The organism is Streptomyces sp. NPDC002092 (assembly GCF_053593775.1).
The window spans coordinates 169,389-187,116 of record NZ_JBSFDG010000008.1 but is presented as its reverse complement, the minus strand read 5'-3'; the positions used below and the strand labels follow the sequence as shown (position 1 = coordinate 187,116).

Annotated in this window: 12 protein-coding genes and 3 pseudogenes; 8 read left to right on the top strand and 7 right to left on the bottom strand. The window is 71.5% G+C overall.

Translation table 11 applies throughout. From position 1 onward, the window contains the following. Window positions 1-96 precede the first annotated feature (96 nt). The gene (locus ACWCRD_RS20145) at window positions 97-720 is read left to right on the top strand and encodes a class F sortase (RefSeq protein WP_450967161.1); all 624 of its coding nucleotides are present in this window, start codon (window positions 97-99) and stop codon (window positions 718-720) included. Between the two features lie 140 nt (window positions 721-860). Here the strand turns inward: ACWCRD_RS20145 and ACWCRD_RS20140 are convergent. Both ACWCRD_RS20140 and ACWCRD_RS20135 read right to left on the bottom strand, forming a co-directional pair. After that, a pseudogene (locus ACWCRD_RS20140) lies at window positions 861-1,148 on the bottom strand (phosphotransferase-like protein); the annotation flags it as partial. After that, window positions 1,115-1,432: pseudogene (locus tag ACWCRD_RS20135) on the bottom strand (hypothetical protein); the annotation flags it as partial. The pseudogenes ACWCRD_RS20135 and ACWCRD_RS20140, both read right to left, overlap by 34 nt. A gap of 214 nt (window positions 1,433-1,646) precedes the next feature. Between ACWCRD_RS20135 and ACWCRD_RS20130 the strand changes: the two are divergent. From ACWCRD_RS20130 to ACWCRD_RS20115, 4 genes and pseudogenes are all read left to right on the top strand, one after another. Then, a complete protein-coding gene (locus tag ACWCRD_RS20130; protein WP_450967160.1) occupies window positions 1,647-2,864 on the top strand; it encodes an NAD(P)/FAD-dependent oxidoreductase in 1,218 nt (405 codons plus the stop codon). Beyond that, window positions 2,864-5,464 carry a nitrite reductase large subunit NirB gene (gene nirB, locus ACWCRD_RS20125; RefSeq protein WP_450967159.1) on the top strand — a complete coding sequence of 867 codons (2,601 nt, stop codon included), beginning with the start codon at window positions 2,864-2,866 and terminating at the stop codon, window positions 5,462-5,464. Before ACWCRD_RS20130 ends, nirB begins: the two co-directional genes overlap by 1 nt. Next, a complete protein-coding gene (nirD, locus tag ACWCRD_RS20120) occupies window positions 5,461-5,811 on the top strand; it encodes a nitrite reductase small subunit NirD (RefSeq protein WP_030933870.1) in 351 nt (116 codons plus the stop codon). The genes nirB and nirD overlap by 4 nt, the downstream gene beginning before the upstream one ends. 29 nt (window positions 5,812-5,840) lie before the next feature. Then, window positions 5,841-6,190 (top strand): annotated as a pseudogene (locus ACWCRD_RS20115) (hypothetical protein); the annotation flags it as partial. Between the two features lie 8 nt (window positions 6,191-6,198). Here the strand turns inward: ACWCRD_RS20115 and ACWCRD_RS20110 are convergent. From ACWCRD_RS20110 to ACWCRD_RS20100, 3 genes are all read right to left on the bottom strand, one after another. Beyond that, window positions 6,199-6,447 carry a hypothetical protein gene (locus ACWCRD_RS20110; protein ID WP_450967158.1) on the bottom strand — a complete coding sequence of 83 codons (249 nt, stop codon included), beginning with the start codon at window positions 6,445-6,447 and terminating at the stop codon, window positions 6,199-6,201. Next, window positions 6,444-7,778 (bottom strand): S8 family peptidase, encoded by a 1,335-nt coding sequence (locus ACWCRD_RS20105; RefSeq protein ID WP_450967157.1) that lies wholly within the window; start codon window positions 7,776-7,778, stop codon window positions 6,444-6,446. Before ACWCRD_RS20105 ends, ACWCRD_RS20110 begins: the two co-directional genes overlap by 4 nt. A 220-nt stretch (window positions 7,779-7,998) precedes the next feature. Then, a complete protein-coding gene (locus tag ACWCRD_RS20100; RefSeq protein ID WP_450967156.1) occupies window positions 7,999-8,925 on the bottom strand; it encodes an oxidoreductase in 927 nt (308 codons plus the stop codon). Window positions 8,926-9,086: 161 nt separating this feature from the next. On the opposite strand from ACWCRD_RS20100, the gene ACWCRD_RS20095 reads away from it, so the two are divergent. Further along, a complete protein-coding gene (locus ACWCRD_RS20095; protein WP_450967155.1) occupies window positions 9,087-9,620 on the top strand; it encodes a DUF4232 domain-containing protein in 534 nt (177 codons plus the stop codon). 124 nt (window positions 9,621-9,744) lie between these two features. Here ACWCRD_RS20095 and ppdK read toward each other — a convergent pair whose 3' ends face one another. After that, window positions 9,745-12,465, bottom strand: a complete 2,721-nt coding sequence (gene ppdK, locus ACWCRD_RS20090) for a pyruvate, phosphate dikinase (RefSeq protein ID WP_450967154.1) — start codon at window positions 12,463-12,465, stop codon at window positions 9,745-9,747. A 417-nt stretch (window positions 12,466-12,882) separates the two neighbouring features. Further along, entirely contained in the window at window positions 12,883-14,079 is a 1,197-nt protein-coding gene (locus tag ACWCRD_RS20085; protein ID WP_450967153.1) for an ROK family protein, read from the bottom strand. Between the two features lie 120 nt (window positions 14,080-14,199). On the opposite strand from ACWCRD_RS20085, the gene ACWCRD_RS20080 reads away from it, so the two are divergent. Next, window positions 14,200-15,714: an MGH1-like glycoside hydrolase domain-containing protein gene (locus tag ACWCRD_RS20080; RefSeq protein ID WP_450967152.1), complete on the top strand. Its 1,515-nt coding sequence runs from the start codon at window positions 14,200-14,202 to the stop codon at window positions 15,712-15,714. Next, window positions 15,711-17,648, top strand: a complete 1,938-nt coding sequence (locus ACWCRD_RS20075; RefSeq protein WP_450967151.1) for an amylo-alpha-1,6-glucosidase — start codon at window positions 15,711-15,713, stop codon at window positions 17,646-17,648. The genes ACWCRD_RS20080 and ACWCRD_RS20075 overlap by 4 nt, the downstream gene beginning before the upstream one ends. Window positions 17,649-17,728 lie beyond the last annotated feature (80 nt).

The following is a 17,728-nucleotide window of genomic DNA, read 5'->3' as shown; positions in this document are numbered from 1 at the left end:
CCGCCGGTACCGCATGTCCCTCCCCCTCCGGGTCCGACGCCCCTCGCGGCTCGGAGGGGGCCGGGTACGACCGCTCGAGTCAGGTAGGAGCCTCGCGTGCGCAGAGTCAGCAACGGCGCGATAGGGACCGTCACCGTGGTCGCCCTGTGCTCCGGCGCGTGGCTGCTCGGTGGCGGCGCCGGGACGCACGCCCCGCCGCAGCCGTCCCCCGCGCAGGCGGCCCGCCCCGGCCACGGCGGCCAGCCGCGCGGCGCGCCCGCGCTGCCGCCCTCGCCGCCCGACCGCATCCGCATCCCGTCGATCCACGTCGACGCCCCGCTGATGGGCCTGGCGCTCACCCCGTCCGGCAGCCTCGGCGTGCCGCCCGCCGCGAAGCGGAACCTGGCGGGCTGGTACGAGGCCGGCACCACCCCCGGGGAGAAGGGAACCGCCGTCGTCGCGGGCCATGTCGACAACGCGGACGGCCCCGCCGTCTTCTACGACCTCGGCGCCCTGAAGAAGGGCAGCCGCATCGAGGTGGACCGGCGGGACGGCAGCACGGCGCTCTTCTCGGTGGACGCGGTCGAGGTGTACGACGCCGAGCACTTCCCCGACGAGAAGGTGTACGGCGCGGCGGACCGCCCCGAGCTGCGGGTGATCACCTGCGGCGGAGGCTATTCGCGCTCAACCGGCTACGAGGGGAACGTCGTCGTCTTCGCGCACCTCGCCGGGAGCCGCTGAGGACCGCAACCGCGAGCCGCCGCGCGCCGCCCCCGCAATGCTCCGCGACTCCAGCGACTCCCCGTGCGCAGCGTCCACCTCGACGCCGGCCCCCACGCGATCGACCGGCTATGAGAGCAACACCGTCGTCCTCGCGCACCTCACCGCCAGCCGCTGAGCACGGCTACCGCGATGCTCCGCGCGCACTCCAGCGACTCCCTGTGCACGGTGTCCACCTCGATGTCGTACTCCACATCCCGGTGCACCAGTTCCGCCTGCCGCTCGGCCATTCCCCGTACCCGGTCGCCCCGTGCGATCTCCCGGCCCGCGGCGACAGCGGCCTCGCAGCGTACGCCGACCCACAGGACGTCCAGGCCGGACAGGGCCTTCCGCCAGCGCTGTTGGGACTGGCCGCCGCCGAGGAACACGTCGTCGACGATGACGCCAGCCCGATGCGTACGGCCAGGCGGACGCCCACGGGCGCCGTGCGGGCGTACTCCCCCACTGCCTGAAGGGCGTGGGAGGTGCCCCCGTCCGCCGCACCCGACGTGCCGACGATGGCGACCGCCTTGTTGGTGCCGAGCGCGTAGGCGGCCGGGGTGCTCGGGGGCAGGCCCAGCAGGAGCACCGGCAGGAGCAGCAGCCCTCCGCCGCCGACCACCGCGTCGATCCAGCCGGCCGCCAGGGCGGCGAGGCACAGCACGGCGAGCACGGTCAGCGATATGTCGGGCATGATCGCGACCCTATGGACCGGATACATGCGCCGCCCATGTAATTCCGGTGGTGGGGGCCCTTGGCCCGCCCCTCTCCCGCCCTCACCTCACACCACACCCCCCACGTGCACTCCGAACCCTCACACTCTCGGCGGGCCTGAGCTGAGGGCAGCGTTCCTCGCGGGAAACAGAGGTGATGCTGCCGGGTAACACCGGCATCGCACGCTCCTAGACATGACCTCGAATACGCGTGTGGTGGTGATCGGCGCCGGGCTCGCGGGCGTCCGTCTCGCCCGGCGGCTCGGTGAGCTCGGCACGCCCGTGACACTGATCGGCGAGGAGGAGCACCGCCCGTACAACAGGGTGCTGCTCGCCGAAGTGCTGGCGGGACGGTACAGCCCCGAGGTGATCGCGCTGCCGGCGCCCGCGGAGCTGACCCGCGCCCGGGTCACCGGCATCGACCGCGACGAGCGGACCGTCGAGTGCGCGGACGGCTCGAAGATCGCATACGACACGCTGGTCCTGGCCACCGGCTCCAACCCGGTGCTCCCGCCCCTGCGCGGTCTGTTCACCCCGGACCACGTGCTGCCCGAGGGTGTGCACGCGTTCCGGACCATGGACGACTGCCTGGGCCTGTCGAAGGCCGTACGGCCGGGAGTGAAGGCGGTCGTCATCGGCGGCGGTCTCCTCGGGGTCTCCGCCGCCCGCGCGCTCGCCCGGCGCGGCGCCCAGGTCGTCCTCGCCCAGCAGGGCGAGCGGCTCATGGAGCGCCAGCTCGACCCGAGCGCCTCGAAGCTCGTGCAGCGGCACCTCAAGGACCTCGGCGTCGAGATCCACACCGAGTGCCGGGTGCGCGACGTGCGCTGCGTGGGCGGCGCGGTCCGCTCGGTCGAGATGCACGACGGGTACGCCCTCGACGCGGACCTGGTGGTGCTGGCCTGCGGGGTGCACCCCCGTGTGGGCCTCGCGCAGATCGCCGGTCTCGAGGTGCGCAAGGGCATCGTCGTCGACGACGAGCTGCGCACCTCCGACCCGCACATCCGGGCCATCGGCGACTGCGTCCAGCACGACGGCGAGGTGTACGGGCTGGCCGCCCCGGCGCTCGAACAGGCGGAGGTCCTGGCCGAGTTGCTGTCAGGCCGCGCGAGCGCCCGCTACACCGGCACCCGTGCCCTGACCCGGCTCACGCTCGCCGGGCACGGCTCCCCGTTCGACCTCGCCGCGTTCGGCGAGACGGAGGCCCGGCCCGGCGACGACGTCGTGCAGCTGGCCGACGCCACCCGTGGCACCTACCGCAAGGTCGTCGTCCGCGACGACCGCCTGGTCGGCGGGGTCCTCGTCGGCGAACTCGGCACCGTCGGCGCACTCGCCCGCGCCTGGGAGGGGGCAGAGCCGCTCCCCGCCGACGGTGCCCCACTGCTCCACCTGCTCACCAACGATGGAGGCTCCTGATGTCCACCGGCACCCCCACGATCGTGCTCGTCGGCCATGGCATGGTCGGCCAGCGCTTCCTCGAAGCGCTCGCCGCGCGCGGCCTGACCGCCACGCACCGCGTGGTCGTGCTGTGCGAGGAGCCGCGTCCCGCGTACGACCGCGTAGCGCTGACCTCTTACTTCTCGGGCAAGACGCCCGAGGAACTCTCCATGACCGACATGGAGTTCATCAACGACCACGGCATCGAGCTCTACGTCGGCGACCCGGCTCAGACGGTCGACCGTGAGGCGAAGAAGGTGACCGCGAAGTCCGGTCAGGTCTTCGAGTACGACACCCTCGTGCTGGCCACCGGTTCGTACCCCTTCGTGCCGCCGGTCCCGGGCAAGGACGCCGAGGGCTGTTTCGTCTACCGCACGATCGAGGACCTGCTCGCGATCGAGGAGTACGCGAAGACGAAGGCGACGACCGGTGCGGTGGTCGGCGGCGGTCTGCTCGGGCTTGAGGCCGCGGGTGCGCTGAAGGGTCTCGGACTCACCTCCCACATCGTGGAGTTCGCGCCGCGTCTGATGCCGGTGCAGGTCGACGAGGGCGGCGGCGCTGCCCTGCTGCGCACCATCGAGGAGATGGGCCTGAGCGTCCACACGGGCGTAGGCACCCAGGAGATCGTCGTCGGCGAGGACGGCGCGGTCACCGGCATGAAGCTCTCCGACGGCTCCGAACTCGCCACCGACCTGGTGGTGTTCTCCGCCGGTGTCCGCCCCCGCGACCAGCTGGCCCGCGACTGCGGCCTCACGGTCGGCGAGCGCGGCGGCATCACCGTCGACGAGCAGTGCCGTACGGTCTCCGACCCGCACGTCTTCGCGATCGGCGAGTGCGCGCTGGCCTCCGACGGCCGGGTGTACGGCCTGGTCGCCCCCGGCTACGAGCAGGCCGAGACGGCCGCCGCGACGATCGCCGAGGACGAGGCGGAGTTCACCGGCGCCGACCTCTCCACCAAGCTGAAGCTGCTCGGCGTGGACGTGGCCTCCTTCGGTGACGCGCACGGCGCGACCGAGGACTGCCTGGACGTCGTCTACTCCGACTCCCGCGCGGGCCTGTACAAGAAGCTGGTCATCGGCCGCGACGGCACGCTGCTCGGCGGCATCCTGGTCGGCGACGCGGAGGCGTACGGCACGCTGAAGGCCTTCACCGGTTCGGTGCCGCCGGTCTCGCCCGAGTCGCTGGTGCTGCCCGCCGGGGCCGGTGAGTCGGTGCAGCTCGGCCCGACCGCGCTGCCGGACGACGCGATCATCTGCTCCTGCAACAACGTCCGCAAGGGCACCATCCGCGCCGCGGTCACCGACCACCAGTGCACCACCGTGCCCGAGGTGAAGAAGTGCACCAAGGCCGGTACCACCTGCGGCAGTTGCGTCAAGGTGCTGGGCCAGCTGGTCACGGCCGAGCTGGAGGCGTCCGGCGTCGAGGTCGACAAGGGCCTGTGCGGCTGCTTCTCGCAGACCCGCGAGGAGCTCTACGAGATCGTCCTCGCCCTGCGCATCAACACCTACCAGGACCTGCTGGACCGCTACGGCCGCGACGGGGCCAGGGGCGGCGACGGCTGCGAGATCTGCAAGCCGGCGGTCGCCTCGATCATCGCCTCCCTCGCCCCGACGATCGGCGCGAGCGGCTATGTCCTGGACGGCGAGCAGGCCTCGCTGCAGGACAGCAACGACCATTTCCTCGCCAACCTGCAGAAGAACGGCTCGTACTCGGTCGTCCCGCGCATCCCCGGCGGTGAGATCACTCCCGAGGGCCTCATCGTGATCGGCGAGATCGCCCGCGACTTCGGCCTCTACACGAAGATCACCGGTGGCCAGCGGATCGACATGTTCGGCGCGCGGGTCGAGCAACTCCCGCTGATCTGGGCCCGGTTGGTGGACGCCGGCTTCGAGTCCGGCCACGCCTACGGAAAGGCCCTGCGCACCGTCAAGTCCTGCGTGGGCCAGACCTGGTGCCGCTACGGCGTCCAGGACTCCGTCCGCATGGCGATCGACCTGGAGCTGCGCTACCGGGGCCTCAGGTCGCCGCACAAGCTCAAGTCGGCGGTCTCCGGGTGCGCCCGCGAGTGCGCCGAGGCCCAGTCGAAGGACTTCGGCGTGATCGCCACCGCGGGCGGCTGGAACCTGTACGTCGGCGGCAACGGCGGCGCCACCCCGCGCCACGCGGACCTGCTCGCGCAGGACCTGTCGGACGCCGAGCTGATCAAGCTGATCGACCGTTTCCTGATGTTCTACATCCGCACCGCCGACCGCCTGGAGCGCACCTCGACCTGGCTGGAGCGCATCCCCGGCGGCCTGGACCACGTACGCGACGTGGTGGTGGAGGACTCCCTCGGCATCTGCGAGGAGCTGGAGTCCCTGATGGCGGACCACGTGGCGAACTACGCCGACGAGTGGGCGACCACCATCAACAATCCCGACAAGCTCGCCCGGTTCGTGTCCTTCGTGAACGCGCCCGACACCCCCGACCCGGTCGTGGGCTTCGTCCCGGAGCGCGACCAGATCAAGCCCGACCTGCCGCTGCTGTCCATCGGCATGCGCCCCTCTGAAGACCTCCTGGAAGGAAGCGCCCAGCGATGACCCTGGCACCCGAGACCACCGACCTCAAGGTCGAACTGCAGCTGGAGAACGACTGGTTCGCGGTCTGCGAACTCAACCAGCTGGTCCCCGGCCGCGGAGTGGCCGCGCTGCTGCCCGACGGCCGCCAGGCCGCCCTGTTCCGCGACCGCAACGGCGAGCTGTACGCCATCGACAACCGCGACCCCTTCGGCGGCGCGGCGGTCCTCTCCCGTGGCCTGACGGGCACCCACCAGGGCCGCCCGTTCGTCGCCTCGCCCCTGCTCAAGCAGCGGTTCGACCTGCTGTCGGGGCAGTGCCTTGACGACGAGTCGGTGCGGATCGCGACGTACGAGGTGCGGGCGGCGTAGGCTCCCGCCTCGGGGTTTCCTGACCGATGGGCGCCGCCCTGGACCACATCCAGGACGGCGTCCGCATCAACGTGGTCAGTCCCGGCGCCACCGACACCCCATGTCCCTGCGCCCCGGCGAGACGGAAGCGGCCCGCACCGAACGAGTCCGGACCGCCCTCCCCCTCGGCCACGCAGGAAGTGGCCGCCGCCGCCCTGTAGCCGGCGTCCGACGACGCGGCATCGGTGGTGACCACGGGCCCGGTCGTGGAAGGCCGCCCTCCCCTCGGCCACCTCTCCGCCACGCAGCAAGTGGCCCCCGCCATCCTGTACCTCGCCCCCGACAACGCAGCACCGGTGGGGGCACGGACCTGGTCGTGGACAGCGGGGCGACGGCCTGACCGGTAGGTCACTGGATCGGCTCGTCGGGAGGCGGGAGCTGGATGGTGAGTTCGCGGTCGACGGCGTCCACTCCGTCGACCGCTTCCAGGGCGGGGATCCGGTCCTCCGTGACAGTGCCGGAGAGCGTGCCGAGGATCGGCTGCTCGCCCGTGACCGTGAGACCGGCCCGCCGCAGGGCGGCGACGACCTCCGCGAACCGGTCGGGGTCGACCGCGAGGACGACCCCGACCGGAGCGGAGTGGGACGAGTCGTTCACGGGGCCTGGAGGAGGCCCGCGCCGACGTCCTTGCTCGGCTGCATCAGCGGGTAGGCACCGGACTCCAGGGCGTTCCACAGCTCCTTCGCGGAGGCGTTGGGGTTCGCCTGTGCGAGCAGTGCCAGGACACCGGCCACATGCGGGGTGGCCATGCTGGTACCGCTCATCTCCTGCTGCCCGCCGCCGGGCTTGGCCGAGAACACCTGCCAGCCCGGTGCGGCGATGTCGATCTCGCCGCCCTGCCCGTTGATGGCGCCGTTGGAGAAGAACGACGTCCGGATCGCCTTGTCCAGCGCGCCCACCGCGAGGATGGACGGACAGTTGGCCGGCCGGCCCACGGGCATGACCTCCGTGGGGCGGTGGCTGTCGTTGCCCGCGGCGGCGACGATCACCGTCCCGCGTTCCAGCGCGCGCTGGGCCAGCCGCTCGTACGTCTGCGGGAAGAGCTCACCCGGCTGGACCGGCGCGCCCAGCGACATGGAGATCACCTTCGCGCCGTGGGCCACGGCCCAGGCCAGGCCCGCCAGGATCTGGCCGTCGGTGCCGGAGCCCTGGTTGTCGAGCACCTTCCCCGCGAGGATCCGGGCCTCGCAGGCCACGCCGTAGCGGGGTCCCTGCTGGGGGTGGGCCGGGCCGGCTGCGGTGCCGATGCAGTGCGTGCCGTGACCGTGGCCGTCCTTGACGGGCTCGCCGGGGACGAACGAGGCCGTCGCCTCGAGGCGGCCGGCGAAGTCCGGGTGGTCGGTGTCCACGCCGGTGTCCAGCACGGCGATCTTCACATCGCGTCCGGTCAGCTGGGACAGATGGGCCCGGATCGCCTGCAGGCCCCAGGTGCAGCTCTGCTCGTCCCACGCCGGGCCCTGGGCGGCGGCCATCTCGGCCCTGGAGTGGCGGCCGACCACGTCCTCGTCACTGCGGTAGGCCGGGTAGAACTCGGTCGGCGCCTGCGTCGGGGCGGTGACCGGGAAGGCGTACACCTTGCGCTCCGGCTCCGCCGCGATGATCGACGACTCCCTCTCCGCCGTGGTCACCAGCGCATGACGCTGCTCGGGCCGTACCTCGACGACGGCCGCGCCGAGTTCCTCGAAGTGCACCGAGACGTCAGGGCGCTCGAGGAGTTCGGCGACGTTCTCGACGTCGGTTCCGCGGACACGTTCGACGGACGCGATGTCTGCGGAGGAACGCAGTGCGTTCAGCCCGCTCTCCTGATTGCTCTGGTCGAGCAACACCACGTACCGGCCGGTGTACTCCGCTCCCTGTCCTTCGAATCGGGGGTGGGGCCGATCGGGGTGCCCGCCGAGGGCGCGCCTGTCCATGGGTCCGTTCGCCATTGAATTTCCCGCTTTCTGTGCGCTGTTCCCCCCGTTCGTGGACACACGTCGGGACACGGAGGGTCAGCGCCGAAAGGGGGCGCGGATCGGTCACGTGGATCGACGCGTACTGCCGTGACCTGCAAGGATTCCCTTCACCAGGCCGTCGGCATCGCCCCCCGGTACACCGTCGCATCGAGCACGGAGGCCCGCAACACGACGGCGCGCAGGACGGCCCCGCTCACCCCTTCAACGCGTCGTACGCCACCCCGGTGAGCCGCTCGGACGCGGCCCAAAGCCGTTCTCCCGCAGCGTCGTTGAGCGTCCACGGCGCCCGCCAGGACGGGGCTGGCGCCCCGCGCCACATCATGAACGACGGCCCGGTGAAGGAGTCCGGCCGCACATCCGGCGCCGTGGCCGCGTAAAGGACGGGCAGCGCGCCGGCCTCCGCGGACTGCGCGAAGACCCGGTTGCCGAGTTCCATCACCCGCCCGGCGAGCCTGCGCCCCTCCATGCGGGGCGCGGCGCCCTGCAGGTTGGTGGCCGCGTACCCGGGATGGGCCGCGGCCGCCACCACGTCGGCGCCATGTGCCGCAAGCCGGCGCGCAAGCTCGTGGACGAAGAGCAGATTGGCGGTCTTGGACCGGGCGTAGGCGATCCAACGCCGGTAGTGGCGCTCGCTGTTGAGGTCGTCCATGTCGATGTTGGCCAGCGCGTGCATCTCACTGGAGACGCTCACGACGCGGGCGCCGGCGGTGGCGAGCAGCGTGGGCAGCAGCAGTCCGGTGAGCGCGAAGTGCCCGAGGTGGTTGACCCCGAACTGCGTCTCGAACCCGTCCGCCGTGGTCCCGTACGGCAGCGCCATCACCCCGGCGTTGTCGACGAGCACATCGAGATAGTCGTAGCGGTACGAGGCCGCGAACTCCCGTACGGAGCCCAGGTCCCCGAGGTCCAGCCGCGCGAACTCCGCGATGGCTCCCGGCACTTCACCCACGATCCGGTCAGCCGCCGCGTTTCCCCGCGCCTCGCTCCGGCACGCGAGGATCACCCGCGCCCCCTTGCGCGCCAGTTCCCGCGCGACGACGTACCCGAGTCCGCTGTTGGCCCCGGTGACGACGGCGATGCGCCCGCTCTGGTCGGGGACGGCCTTCTCGTTCCAGCCGGGCATGGGCGGGCTCCCTACGGGTGCGGGTGCTTCCCAGCGTAGGAGAGGGGCCCGGGCATGTCGCCCGAGGGGTTCCTCGGCCGCCCGGTACAACTTTTTCCGCTGGGCACTCATCGAACAGAACGTACACATCCACCCATTCGCCCGACGGAGGCGGATATGCCATGTTTGTTCACTCTCAGCGACGATCCCCACGGGGCATAGCCGCCCTTCTGTCCGCCGGCCTCCTGGGGCTCGCGGGCGCCGGAGCGGCATGGAGCGCGACGGCAGGGACGGCGACGGCGGCGCAGGGACTGCGTACCTGCGCCGTGAGCGACCTCTACGTCTCCATGGGGCGCAAGGAGGGTGCGGCGGGCTCGGTGTACTGGCCGATCCGGTTCACCAACACCAGTGCGACGAGCTGCACCCTGCGCGGTTATCCGGGCGTCAGCGCCCTGGACCCGGCGCACCGGCAGATCGGCCCGGCGGCCACGCACAGCGGCCGGCCCTACGCCACCGTCGCCCTCGCCCCCGCCCACTCCGTCTCCGCGGTCATCCGTACCACCAACGGCCCCATCGGCGGGCCCTGTCTGCGCACCGGCACCTATCTGCGGGTCTACCCACCGGCCTCGTACCGGGCGGTCCTCGTCCCGGCCTCCTGGACGATCTGCTCGCACCTCTTCCAGGTCGGACCGGTGAACACCCAGGGCGCCCTCTGAACAGCCCGAAGGGGCGGCACCTCCGCACAGGTGCCGCCCCTCCTTTGGTGATCCGGAGCCGCCGCCCATCGGTATTGAGGGTCGGGGACGGGCGGCGGCTCCGGGGCTTGAGTGGCCGTACGGCCTACCGGTGGTCGCTGCCCGCCGACTGCGTGGCGGCGCGCCCCGCCTCCAGGCGGGCCACCGGGATCCGGAACGGCGAGCAGGAGACGTAGTCGAGACCCACCTCGTGGAAGAAGTGGACCGACTCCGGGTCACCGCCGTGCTCGCCGCAGACGCCGAGCTTCAGGTCGGGACGGGTCTCGCGGCCCGCCTTCACCGCGGCGGCGACCAGCGAGCCCACGCCGTCCTTGTCGATCGTCTCGAAGGGCGACACCCCGAAGATGCCCTTCTCCAGGTAGGCGGTGAAGAACGAGGCCTCCACGTCGTCCCGGGAGAAGCCCCACACCGTCTGGGTGAGGTCGTTGGTGCCGAAGGAGAAGAACTCCGCCGCCTCCGCGATCTGACCGGCCGTGAGGGCCGCGCGCGGGAGCTCGATCATCGTGCCGATGGCCAGCTTGAGCTGGGTGCCCGTCGCCGCCTCGACCTCCGCGATGACCTGGTCGGCCTCCTCGCGGACGATCTCCAGCTCCTGGACCGTGCCGACGAGCGGGATCATGATCTCGGCGCGCGGGTCGCCCTTGGCGTTCTTGCGTTCGGCCGCGGCCTCGGCGATCGCCCGTACCTGCATGGTGAACAGACCGGGGATGACCAGGCCGAGCCGTACGCCGCGCAGGCCCAGCATCGGGTTCTGCTCGTGCAGGCGGTGGACCGCCTGCAGCAGCCGCAGCTCGTTCTCGTGCGGGTCCTTGCGGGACTCGGCGAGGGCGACCCGGACCGACAGCTCGGTGATGTCGGGCAGGAACTCGTGCAGCGGCGGGTCCAGGAGGCGGACCGTGACGGGCAGGCCGTCCATCGCGGAGAACAGCTCGACGAAGTCCTGCTTCTGCAGCGGCAGCAGTTCCTTCAGGGACTCCTCGCGCTCGGCGTCCGTGTCGGCCAGGATCAGCTTCTCCACCAGCTCACGCCGGTCGCCGAGGAACATGTGCTCCGTACGGCACAGGCCGATGCCCTGCGCGCCGAAGCGACGGGCGCGGTTCGCGTCCTCGGCGTTGTCCGCGTTGGCGCGCACCCGCAGCCGGCGCTTGCGGTCGGCGAACGCCATGATCCGGTGCACGGCCTCGACGAGTTCGTCGGCGTCGTTGGCGCCGGCGTGCATCCGGCCCTCGAAGTACTCGACGACCGGGGAGGGGACGACGGGCACCTCGCCGAGGTAGACCTTGCCGCTGGAGCCGTCGATGGAGATGAGGTCGCCCTCCTCCACGACACGTCCGCCCGGTACGGTCATCCGCCGCCGCTTGGTGTCGACCTCCAGCTCCTCGGCACCGCAGACACAGGTCTTGCCCATGCCGCGCGCGACGACGGCCGCGTGGGAGGTCTTGCCGCCGCGCGAGGTCAGGATGCCCTCGGCCGCGATCATGCCGTCGAGGTCGTCGGGGTTGGTCTCCCGGCGGACCAGGATGACCTTCTCGCCCGAGCGGGACCACTTGACGGCCGTGTACGAGTCGAAGACGGCCTTGCCGACCGCCGCACCCGGCGAGGCCGCGATGCCCCGGCCGACCTTCTCGACCTTCGCGTCCTCGTCGAAGCGCGGGAACATCAGCTGCGCGAGCTGGGCGCCGTTGACACGCTGGAGCGCCTCGGTCTCGTCGATCAGCCCCTGGTCCACGAGCTGCGTGGCGATACGGAAGGCCGCACCCGCCGTGCGCTTGCCGACCCGGGTCTGCAGCATCCACAGCTGGCCGCGCTCGATGGTGAACTCGATGTCGCAGAGATCCTTGTAGTGGTTCTCCAGGGTCTCCATGATCTGCATCAGCTGGTCGTACGACTTCTTGTCGATCTGCTCCAGCTCCGCGAGCGGCACGGTGTTGCGGATGCCCGCGACCACGTCCTCGCCCTGCGCGTTCTGCAGGTAGTCGCCGTAGACGCCCTGGTGGCCGGAGGCGGGGTCGCGGGTGAAGGCGACGCCGGTGCCGGAGTCCGGGCCGAGGTTGCCGAAGACCATCGAACAGACGTTGACTGCCGTGCCCAGGTCGTGCGGGATGCGCTCCTGGCGGCGGTAGAGCTTGGCGCGGTCGCCGTTCCAGGAGTCGAAGACCGCCTTGATGGCGAGGTCCATCTGCTCACGCGGGTCCTGCGGGAAGTCCCGCCCGGCCTCGGTCTTGACGATCTTCTTGAACTTGGTGACCAGCTTCTTGAGGTCGGCCGCCTCCAGCTCGGTGTCGACGGTGACCTTCTTGGCCGCCTTCGCCGCCTCCAGGGCGTCCTCGAAGAGGTCGCCCTCGACGCCGAGGACCGTCTTGCCGAACATCTGGATGAGGCGCCGGTAGGAGTCCCAGGCGAACCGCTCGTCGCCGGCCTGCTCGGCGAGGCCCTTCACGGACTTGTCGGAGAGCCCGATGTTGAGGACCGTGTCCATCATTCCGGGCATCGAGAACTTGGCGCCGGAACGGACCGAGACGAGCAGGGGGTTGTCGGCCTGGCCGAGCTTCTTGCCCATCTTCTCTTCCAGGGCCACGAGGTGCGCACTCACCTCGTCACGCAGTGCCGCTGGCTCCTCGCCGCTGTCGAGGTAGACCTTGCAGGCTTCCGTCGTGATGGTGAAGCCAGGAGGAACGGGGAGTCCCAGGTTGGTCATCTCGGCGAGGTTCGCGCCCTTGCCACCCAGGAGGTCCTTGAGGTCCTTGTTTCCCTCGGTGAAGTCGTAAACGAACTTCGCTACGTGGGGTTCTTTGTTTTCCGACACGGTCTCGACTCCCTCGAGGACGCGGTGGCTGCCCTGACGGCGAGGAACATACCCAGATCAAAGGCGTCTGGGTACGTCTACTCGCGTGTCATGCGCCCGTAACCAGTCGTCCGCCAGCGGATCGAAAGTCAAAGCTTGGCAAGCGGTGACGGGCAGATGTTTTCACTTCTTGAACGCAAGACCGCCCATGAGCTCAGCATTCCGCTCAGATGAGCGGACATCCTGCACGTCTGATTTCGATCGATGAACGATCAAGGGGTGGCACCGAGTGCCACCCCTTGGAGAAGTGCAGTCGCCCAAGATCCGCTCATCTGAGCGCAGCCCCTATCAAGGGTGGCAAGAATCACGCTCCCACAGAGCGCCGGATTTCACCATGCGGACGGGTTCCGGGACGGAAACCGGGACAGAACGCGGACGTCACACGCCCATCGCCAGCAGCCGTTCCTCCACGCGCTGCGGCGCGTACAGGTACTCCACGACCAGCGCACCGGCCCCCACCAGCCCGGCCCGCTCGCCGAGCCGCGAGGTGACGACGTCCAGGTGGGCCGTGGAGCGCGGCAGCGCCCGCTGGTACAGCAGCTCCCGTACGCCGGTCAGGAATGCAGTTCCGGCCAGATCTCCCGCGATCATCAAAACCCCGGGGTTGAGCAGCGTGACGACGGTCGCCAGCACGTCCCCGACCCGCCGCCCCGCCTCCCGCGCGAGCCCGACCGCCTCCGGGTGCCCGGCGGCCAGCAGATCCCGCACATCCGAGCCGGACGCCGCCGGCACCCCGGCCTCCGCGAGCCGCCGCGCCACGGCGCCACCACTCGCGACGGCGGCCAGACAGCCGTACGAGCCGCACCGGCACAGCGCCTCCGCGCCCACCCGGATGTGCCCGATGTCGCCGGCGCCGCCGTCGATGCCGCGGTAGATCGAGCCGTCGACCACGACCCCGGCGCCGATACCGGTCGACACCTTGACCAGTACGAACGCCGAGCAGTCCGGATGGCCCGTGCGCTGTTCGCCGTACGCCATGAGGTTCGCGTCGTTGTCCACCAGCACCGGCACAGAACCGGCGCCCGTGTGCTCGGTGAAGGATCTGGCGAGGCGGCCTGTTATGTCGTAGCCGTCCCAGCCCGGCATCATCGGCGGCTGCACGACCCGCCCGCTCTCGCTGTCGACGGGCCCCGGCACCGCGAGTCCGATCCCGCACACCGACTGCGCCCGCCGCCCGGCCTTCTCCAGCAACTCGGCGAACCAGCGGCCGAGTTCACCGAGTACGGCGTCCGGGCCGTCCTCGACGACGAGGGTGCCGGAGTGCTCGGCGAGGATCTCGCCGGTCAGCGTGAGGACGGCGGCGCGGGCGTGGCGGGTGTCGAGGTCGGCGGCGAGGACCACGGCGTGCTCGTCGTCGAACTCCAGGGTGATGGAGGGGCGGCCGCCGAGTGGCGAGTCGACGGGGCCGCCGGCGCCCTCGCGCAGCCAGCCCGCGCGGAAGAGCCGGTCGAGGCGCTGGCCGACGGTGGCGCGGGACAGTCCGGTGGCCTGCTGGAGCGCGCCGCGCGTGGTCGCACGCCCGCTTCGCACCAGTTCGAGCAGATCCCCGGCGCTGGCCTGGCTCCGTCCGGTCATGCACACCCCCTTGTGTTTCTCAAGCTTGCATTACATCCTGGGTTTTGCGTGTTAAATAGACGTAACTCTACGGTAGCCACGACCGAACCGGTCGACCGCACGTCTTTCGGGGAGCCCCGAGTGGATCGCACTGCCCAACTCACCAGCCGTGCCGCACAGCACCCCATTGCATACGATCCGCCCGCGGAGCCGGGTTCGCTGCACGTCAGGGCCGCCCGGGTGCTGGCGGACAACTGGACGGGAGCGTCCACGGTCCCCTCGCGCAGCCTGTATCCCCACCAATGGTCCTGGGACTCGGCCTTCATCGCGATCGGCCTCAGGCACCTGTCGCCGTTACGGGCCCAGACGGAACTGGAGACGCTGCTGGCCGCCCAGTGGGAGGACGGGCGCATCCCGCACATCGTCTTCAACCCCTCCGTACCCCTCGACGCGTACTTCCCGAGCCCCGACTTCTGGCGCTCCTCGACCGCGGGGCGCGCCGCGGGCGCCCCGCGCACCGTACAGACCTCCGGCATCGTGCAGCCACCGGTGCACGCGCTCGCCGTCTGGCTGGTGCACTGCGCCGACCCCGGGCTGTCCCGTGCGCGCGGCTTCCTCACCCGGATGTATCCCCGGCTGGCGGCCTGGCACCGCTATCTGCTGCACCGGCGCGACCTGGGCGGCGGCGGCCTGGCGTCCGTCGTGCACCCCTGGGAACAGGGCATGGACAACAGCCCCTGCTGGGACGCCCCGCTCGCCCGCATCACGCCCGCCCCGGCCCGCTCCTTCCGCCGCGCCGACCTCGACCACGGGGCCGCCGAGGACCGGCCGACGGATCTGGACTACGGGCGGTACGTACGGCTGGCGACGGACTACCGGGACCGCGGTTACGCCGACCAGGGCGCCGAGTTCGCGGTCGAGGACCCGTCCTTCAACGCCCTGCTCATCGCCTCCGAGCACGCCCTGGCCCGGATCGCGCACGAGCTGGGCGCCCCGGGCACGGCCCGCCATGCGCGCGCGGAACGGCTGACGAGCGCGCTGCTGGAGAGGCTCTGGGACCCGGCGGAGGGGATGTTCTTCTGCCGGGACGTGCGCGGCGGGCGGCTGATCCGGGAGCGGAGCGTCTCGGGCCTCGTACCGCTCCTGCTGCCCACGCTCCCGCGCGAGACGGCCGCCGCCCTCGTCCGCACGGCCTGCGGCCCGCACTTCGGACTCGGCGACACGACCCGCCTCGTCCCCTCCTACGACCTGCTCGGCGAGGCCTTCGACCCGCACCGCTACTGGCGGGGTCCGGCCTGGTTCAACACGAGCTGGCTGCTGGAGCGCGGGCTGCGCACGCACGGCGAGCAGTCGCGGGCCGACGCGCTGCGGGAGGCCGTCCTGGACATCGCCGGCAGTTCCGGGTTCGCCGAGTACGTGGACCCGTTCACCGGCGAGGCGTGCGGCGCGAGGGGGTTCGGCTGGACCGCCGCGCTCGCGCTGGACCTGCTCCATGAGCGCCCCGGACACGGCGTGTCCCGCACGGGCACCGGCACGTTCGACACAAGTGACGTCGACAGAAGCGACCTCGGCAGCAGCGACTTCGACGGGAGCGGCTGCGAGGGAAGTGACTTCGCCAGGAGCGACGAGGAAATCAGGGGAGGCGACCGGGCATGACGGACCGGCATCATCTGCTCGTGCACGGCGGGACGTTCGCCGCCGTCGGCGACGGCGGGGACATCAGCGGCGTGCGGGGATCGGGCTCCCCGGACGGGTTGTTCGTGCGCGACGCCCGGCATCTGAGCCGCTGGCAGCTGACGGTCGACGGCGCGGTGCCGGAGTCGCTCACACCGGTCGCCGACGGCGACACGGCACGCTGCGTCCTGGTCCCGCGCGGCGGACGCCAGGAGCCGCCCGCCTACACGATCTTCCGCGAACAGGCCGTCGGCGACAGCGCGTTCGTCGAGTCCCTGCGGGTGACCAGCAACCGCCCGGTGCCGACCACGATCCGCCTCGCGCTCACCGCGGACGCCGACTTCACCGACCAGTTCGAGCTGCGCTCCGACCACCGCACCTACGCCAAGATCGGCGCCACCCGCTCCCGCCAGGTCCTCGACGACGGCGTGGAGTTCAGCTACCAGCGCGGCGAATGGCGTTCCTGTACGACGGTGACGGCCGAGCCCGCCCCGGACGGCGTCGAGGAGACGGGCACGGGTGCCCGGCGCCTCGTCTGGACGTTGGAACTCCAGCCGCACGGCACCGCGGAACTGGCCCTGCGGGTGGCGGCCCGTCCGCACGGAGCGGTGCCGGGCCCCCGCATCCCCGACTCGCCCGCCGCCGCCAACGCCCAACTCCTCGCGCTGGAGGGGGAGTTCGCGGAGGGCGTGCCCTTCCCGACCGGCTGGCCCGAGCTGGCGGCGGCCTGCGGCCGCGGTCTCGCGGACCTGGCCTCGCTGCAGGTCACCGCGACCGGCCCGGACGGAGAGGAGCTGCGCGTACCGGCGGCCGGCGCCCCCTGGTTCCTGACCCTGCTGGGCCGCGACGCCCTGCTCACCTCCCTCTTCGCCCTCCCCTACCGCCCGCAGCTCGCCGCCGCCACGCTGCCCGCCCTCGCCGCCACCCAGGCGACCGAGACCGGCGCGGACTCGGTGTCCCAGCCCGGCAAGATCGTGCACGAGGTACGGCACGGGGAGCTGGCCCACTTCGGACAGGTGCCGTACGGGCGTTACTACGGGTCGGTGGACGCCACCCCGCTGTTCCTCGTGCTGCTCGGTGCCTACGTCGAGCAGACCGGGGACCTGGCACTCGCGCGCCGCCTGGAACCCCACGCGCGTGCGGCGATCGGCTGGATGCTGGACCACGGCGGGCTCACCTCCCGCGGCTATCTCGTCTACCGCGCCGACCAGGGCGGCCTCGCCAACCAGAACTGGAAGGACTCCCCCGGCGCGATCTGCTCCGCCGACGGGACCCGGGCGACCGGGGCCGTGATGGCGGCGGGCGCCCAGGGGTACGCCTACGACGCGCTGCGCCGCACGGCCTGGGTCGCGCGCACGGTCTGGCAGGACGAGGTGTACGCGGCACTCCTGGAGCAGGCGGCCGGTGATCTGCGGGACCGTTTCCAGCGGGACTTCTGGATGCCGGACCGGTCCTTCCCGGCGCTGGCTCTGGACGGCGAGGGCAACCAGGTGGACGCGCTCGCCTCGGACGCCGGGCATCTGCTGTGGTCGGGGCTGCTGGACAAGGAGTACGGAGAACTGGTGGGCCGGCGGCTGCTGGAGCCGGACTTCTTCTCGGGCTGGGGTGTGCGGACGCTGGCCGCGGGCCAGGCGGCGTATCACCCGCTGTCGTACCACCGGGGTTCGGTGTGGCCGCACGACAACGCGCTGATCGCGTTGGGGCTGGCGCGGTACGGGTTGCATGACGAGGCTCGGGCCGTGGCGCACGGGCTGGTGGATGCGGCTACGGCAGCCGGGCATCGGCTGCCGGAGGTGATAGCGGGGTACGGGCGGGATACGCATGCGGAGCCTGTGCCGTATCCGCATGCGTGTGTTCGGGAGTCTCGGTCTGCGGCAGCTCCATTGGCGCTTCTCACCGCCGTGGGGGGCGCGTAGGAGCTCGGTCCCGTCGGTTGTGTGGCGGGTGCGGGTTCGTTGTGGCTTGTCGCGCAGTTCCCCGCGCCCCTAAAGCCGCT

Bases quoted from the DNA above. Each gene is read 5' to 3' on its own strand.
- ACWCRD_RS20130 (WP_450967160.1), top strand. From the start codon at position 1,647: ATGACCTCGAATACGCGTGTGGTGGTGATCGGCGCCGGGCTCGCGGGC.
- nirB (WP_450967159.1), top strand. From the start codon at position 2,864: ATGTCCACCGGCACCCCCACGATCGTGCTCGTCGGCCATGGCATGGTC.
- nirD (WP_030933870.1), top strand. From the start codon at position 5,461: ATGACCCTGGCACCCGAGACCACCGACCTCAAGGTCGAACTGCAGCTG.
- ACWCRD_RS20105 (WP_450967157.1), bottom strand. From the start codon at position 7,778: ATGGCGAACGGACCCATGGACAGGCGCGCCCTCGGCGGGCACCCCGAT.
- ACWCRD_RS20100 (WP_450967156.1), bottom strand. From the start codon at position 8,925: ATGCCCGGCTGGAACGAGAAGGCCGTCCCCGACCAGAGCGGGCGCATC.
- ACWCRD_RS20095 (WP_450967155.1), top strand. From the start codon at position 9,087: ATGTTTGTTCACTCTCAGCGACGATCCCCACGGGGCATAGCCGCCCTT.
- ACWCRD_RS20085 (WP_450967153.1), bottom strand. From the start codon at position 14,079: ATGACCGGACGGAGCCAGGCCAGCGCCGGGGATCTGCTCGAACTGGTG.
- ACWCRD_RS20075 (WP_450967151.1), top strand. From the start codon at position 15,711: ATGACGGACCGGCATCATCTGCTCGTGCACGGCGGGACGTTCGCCGCC.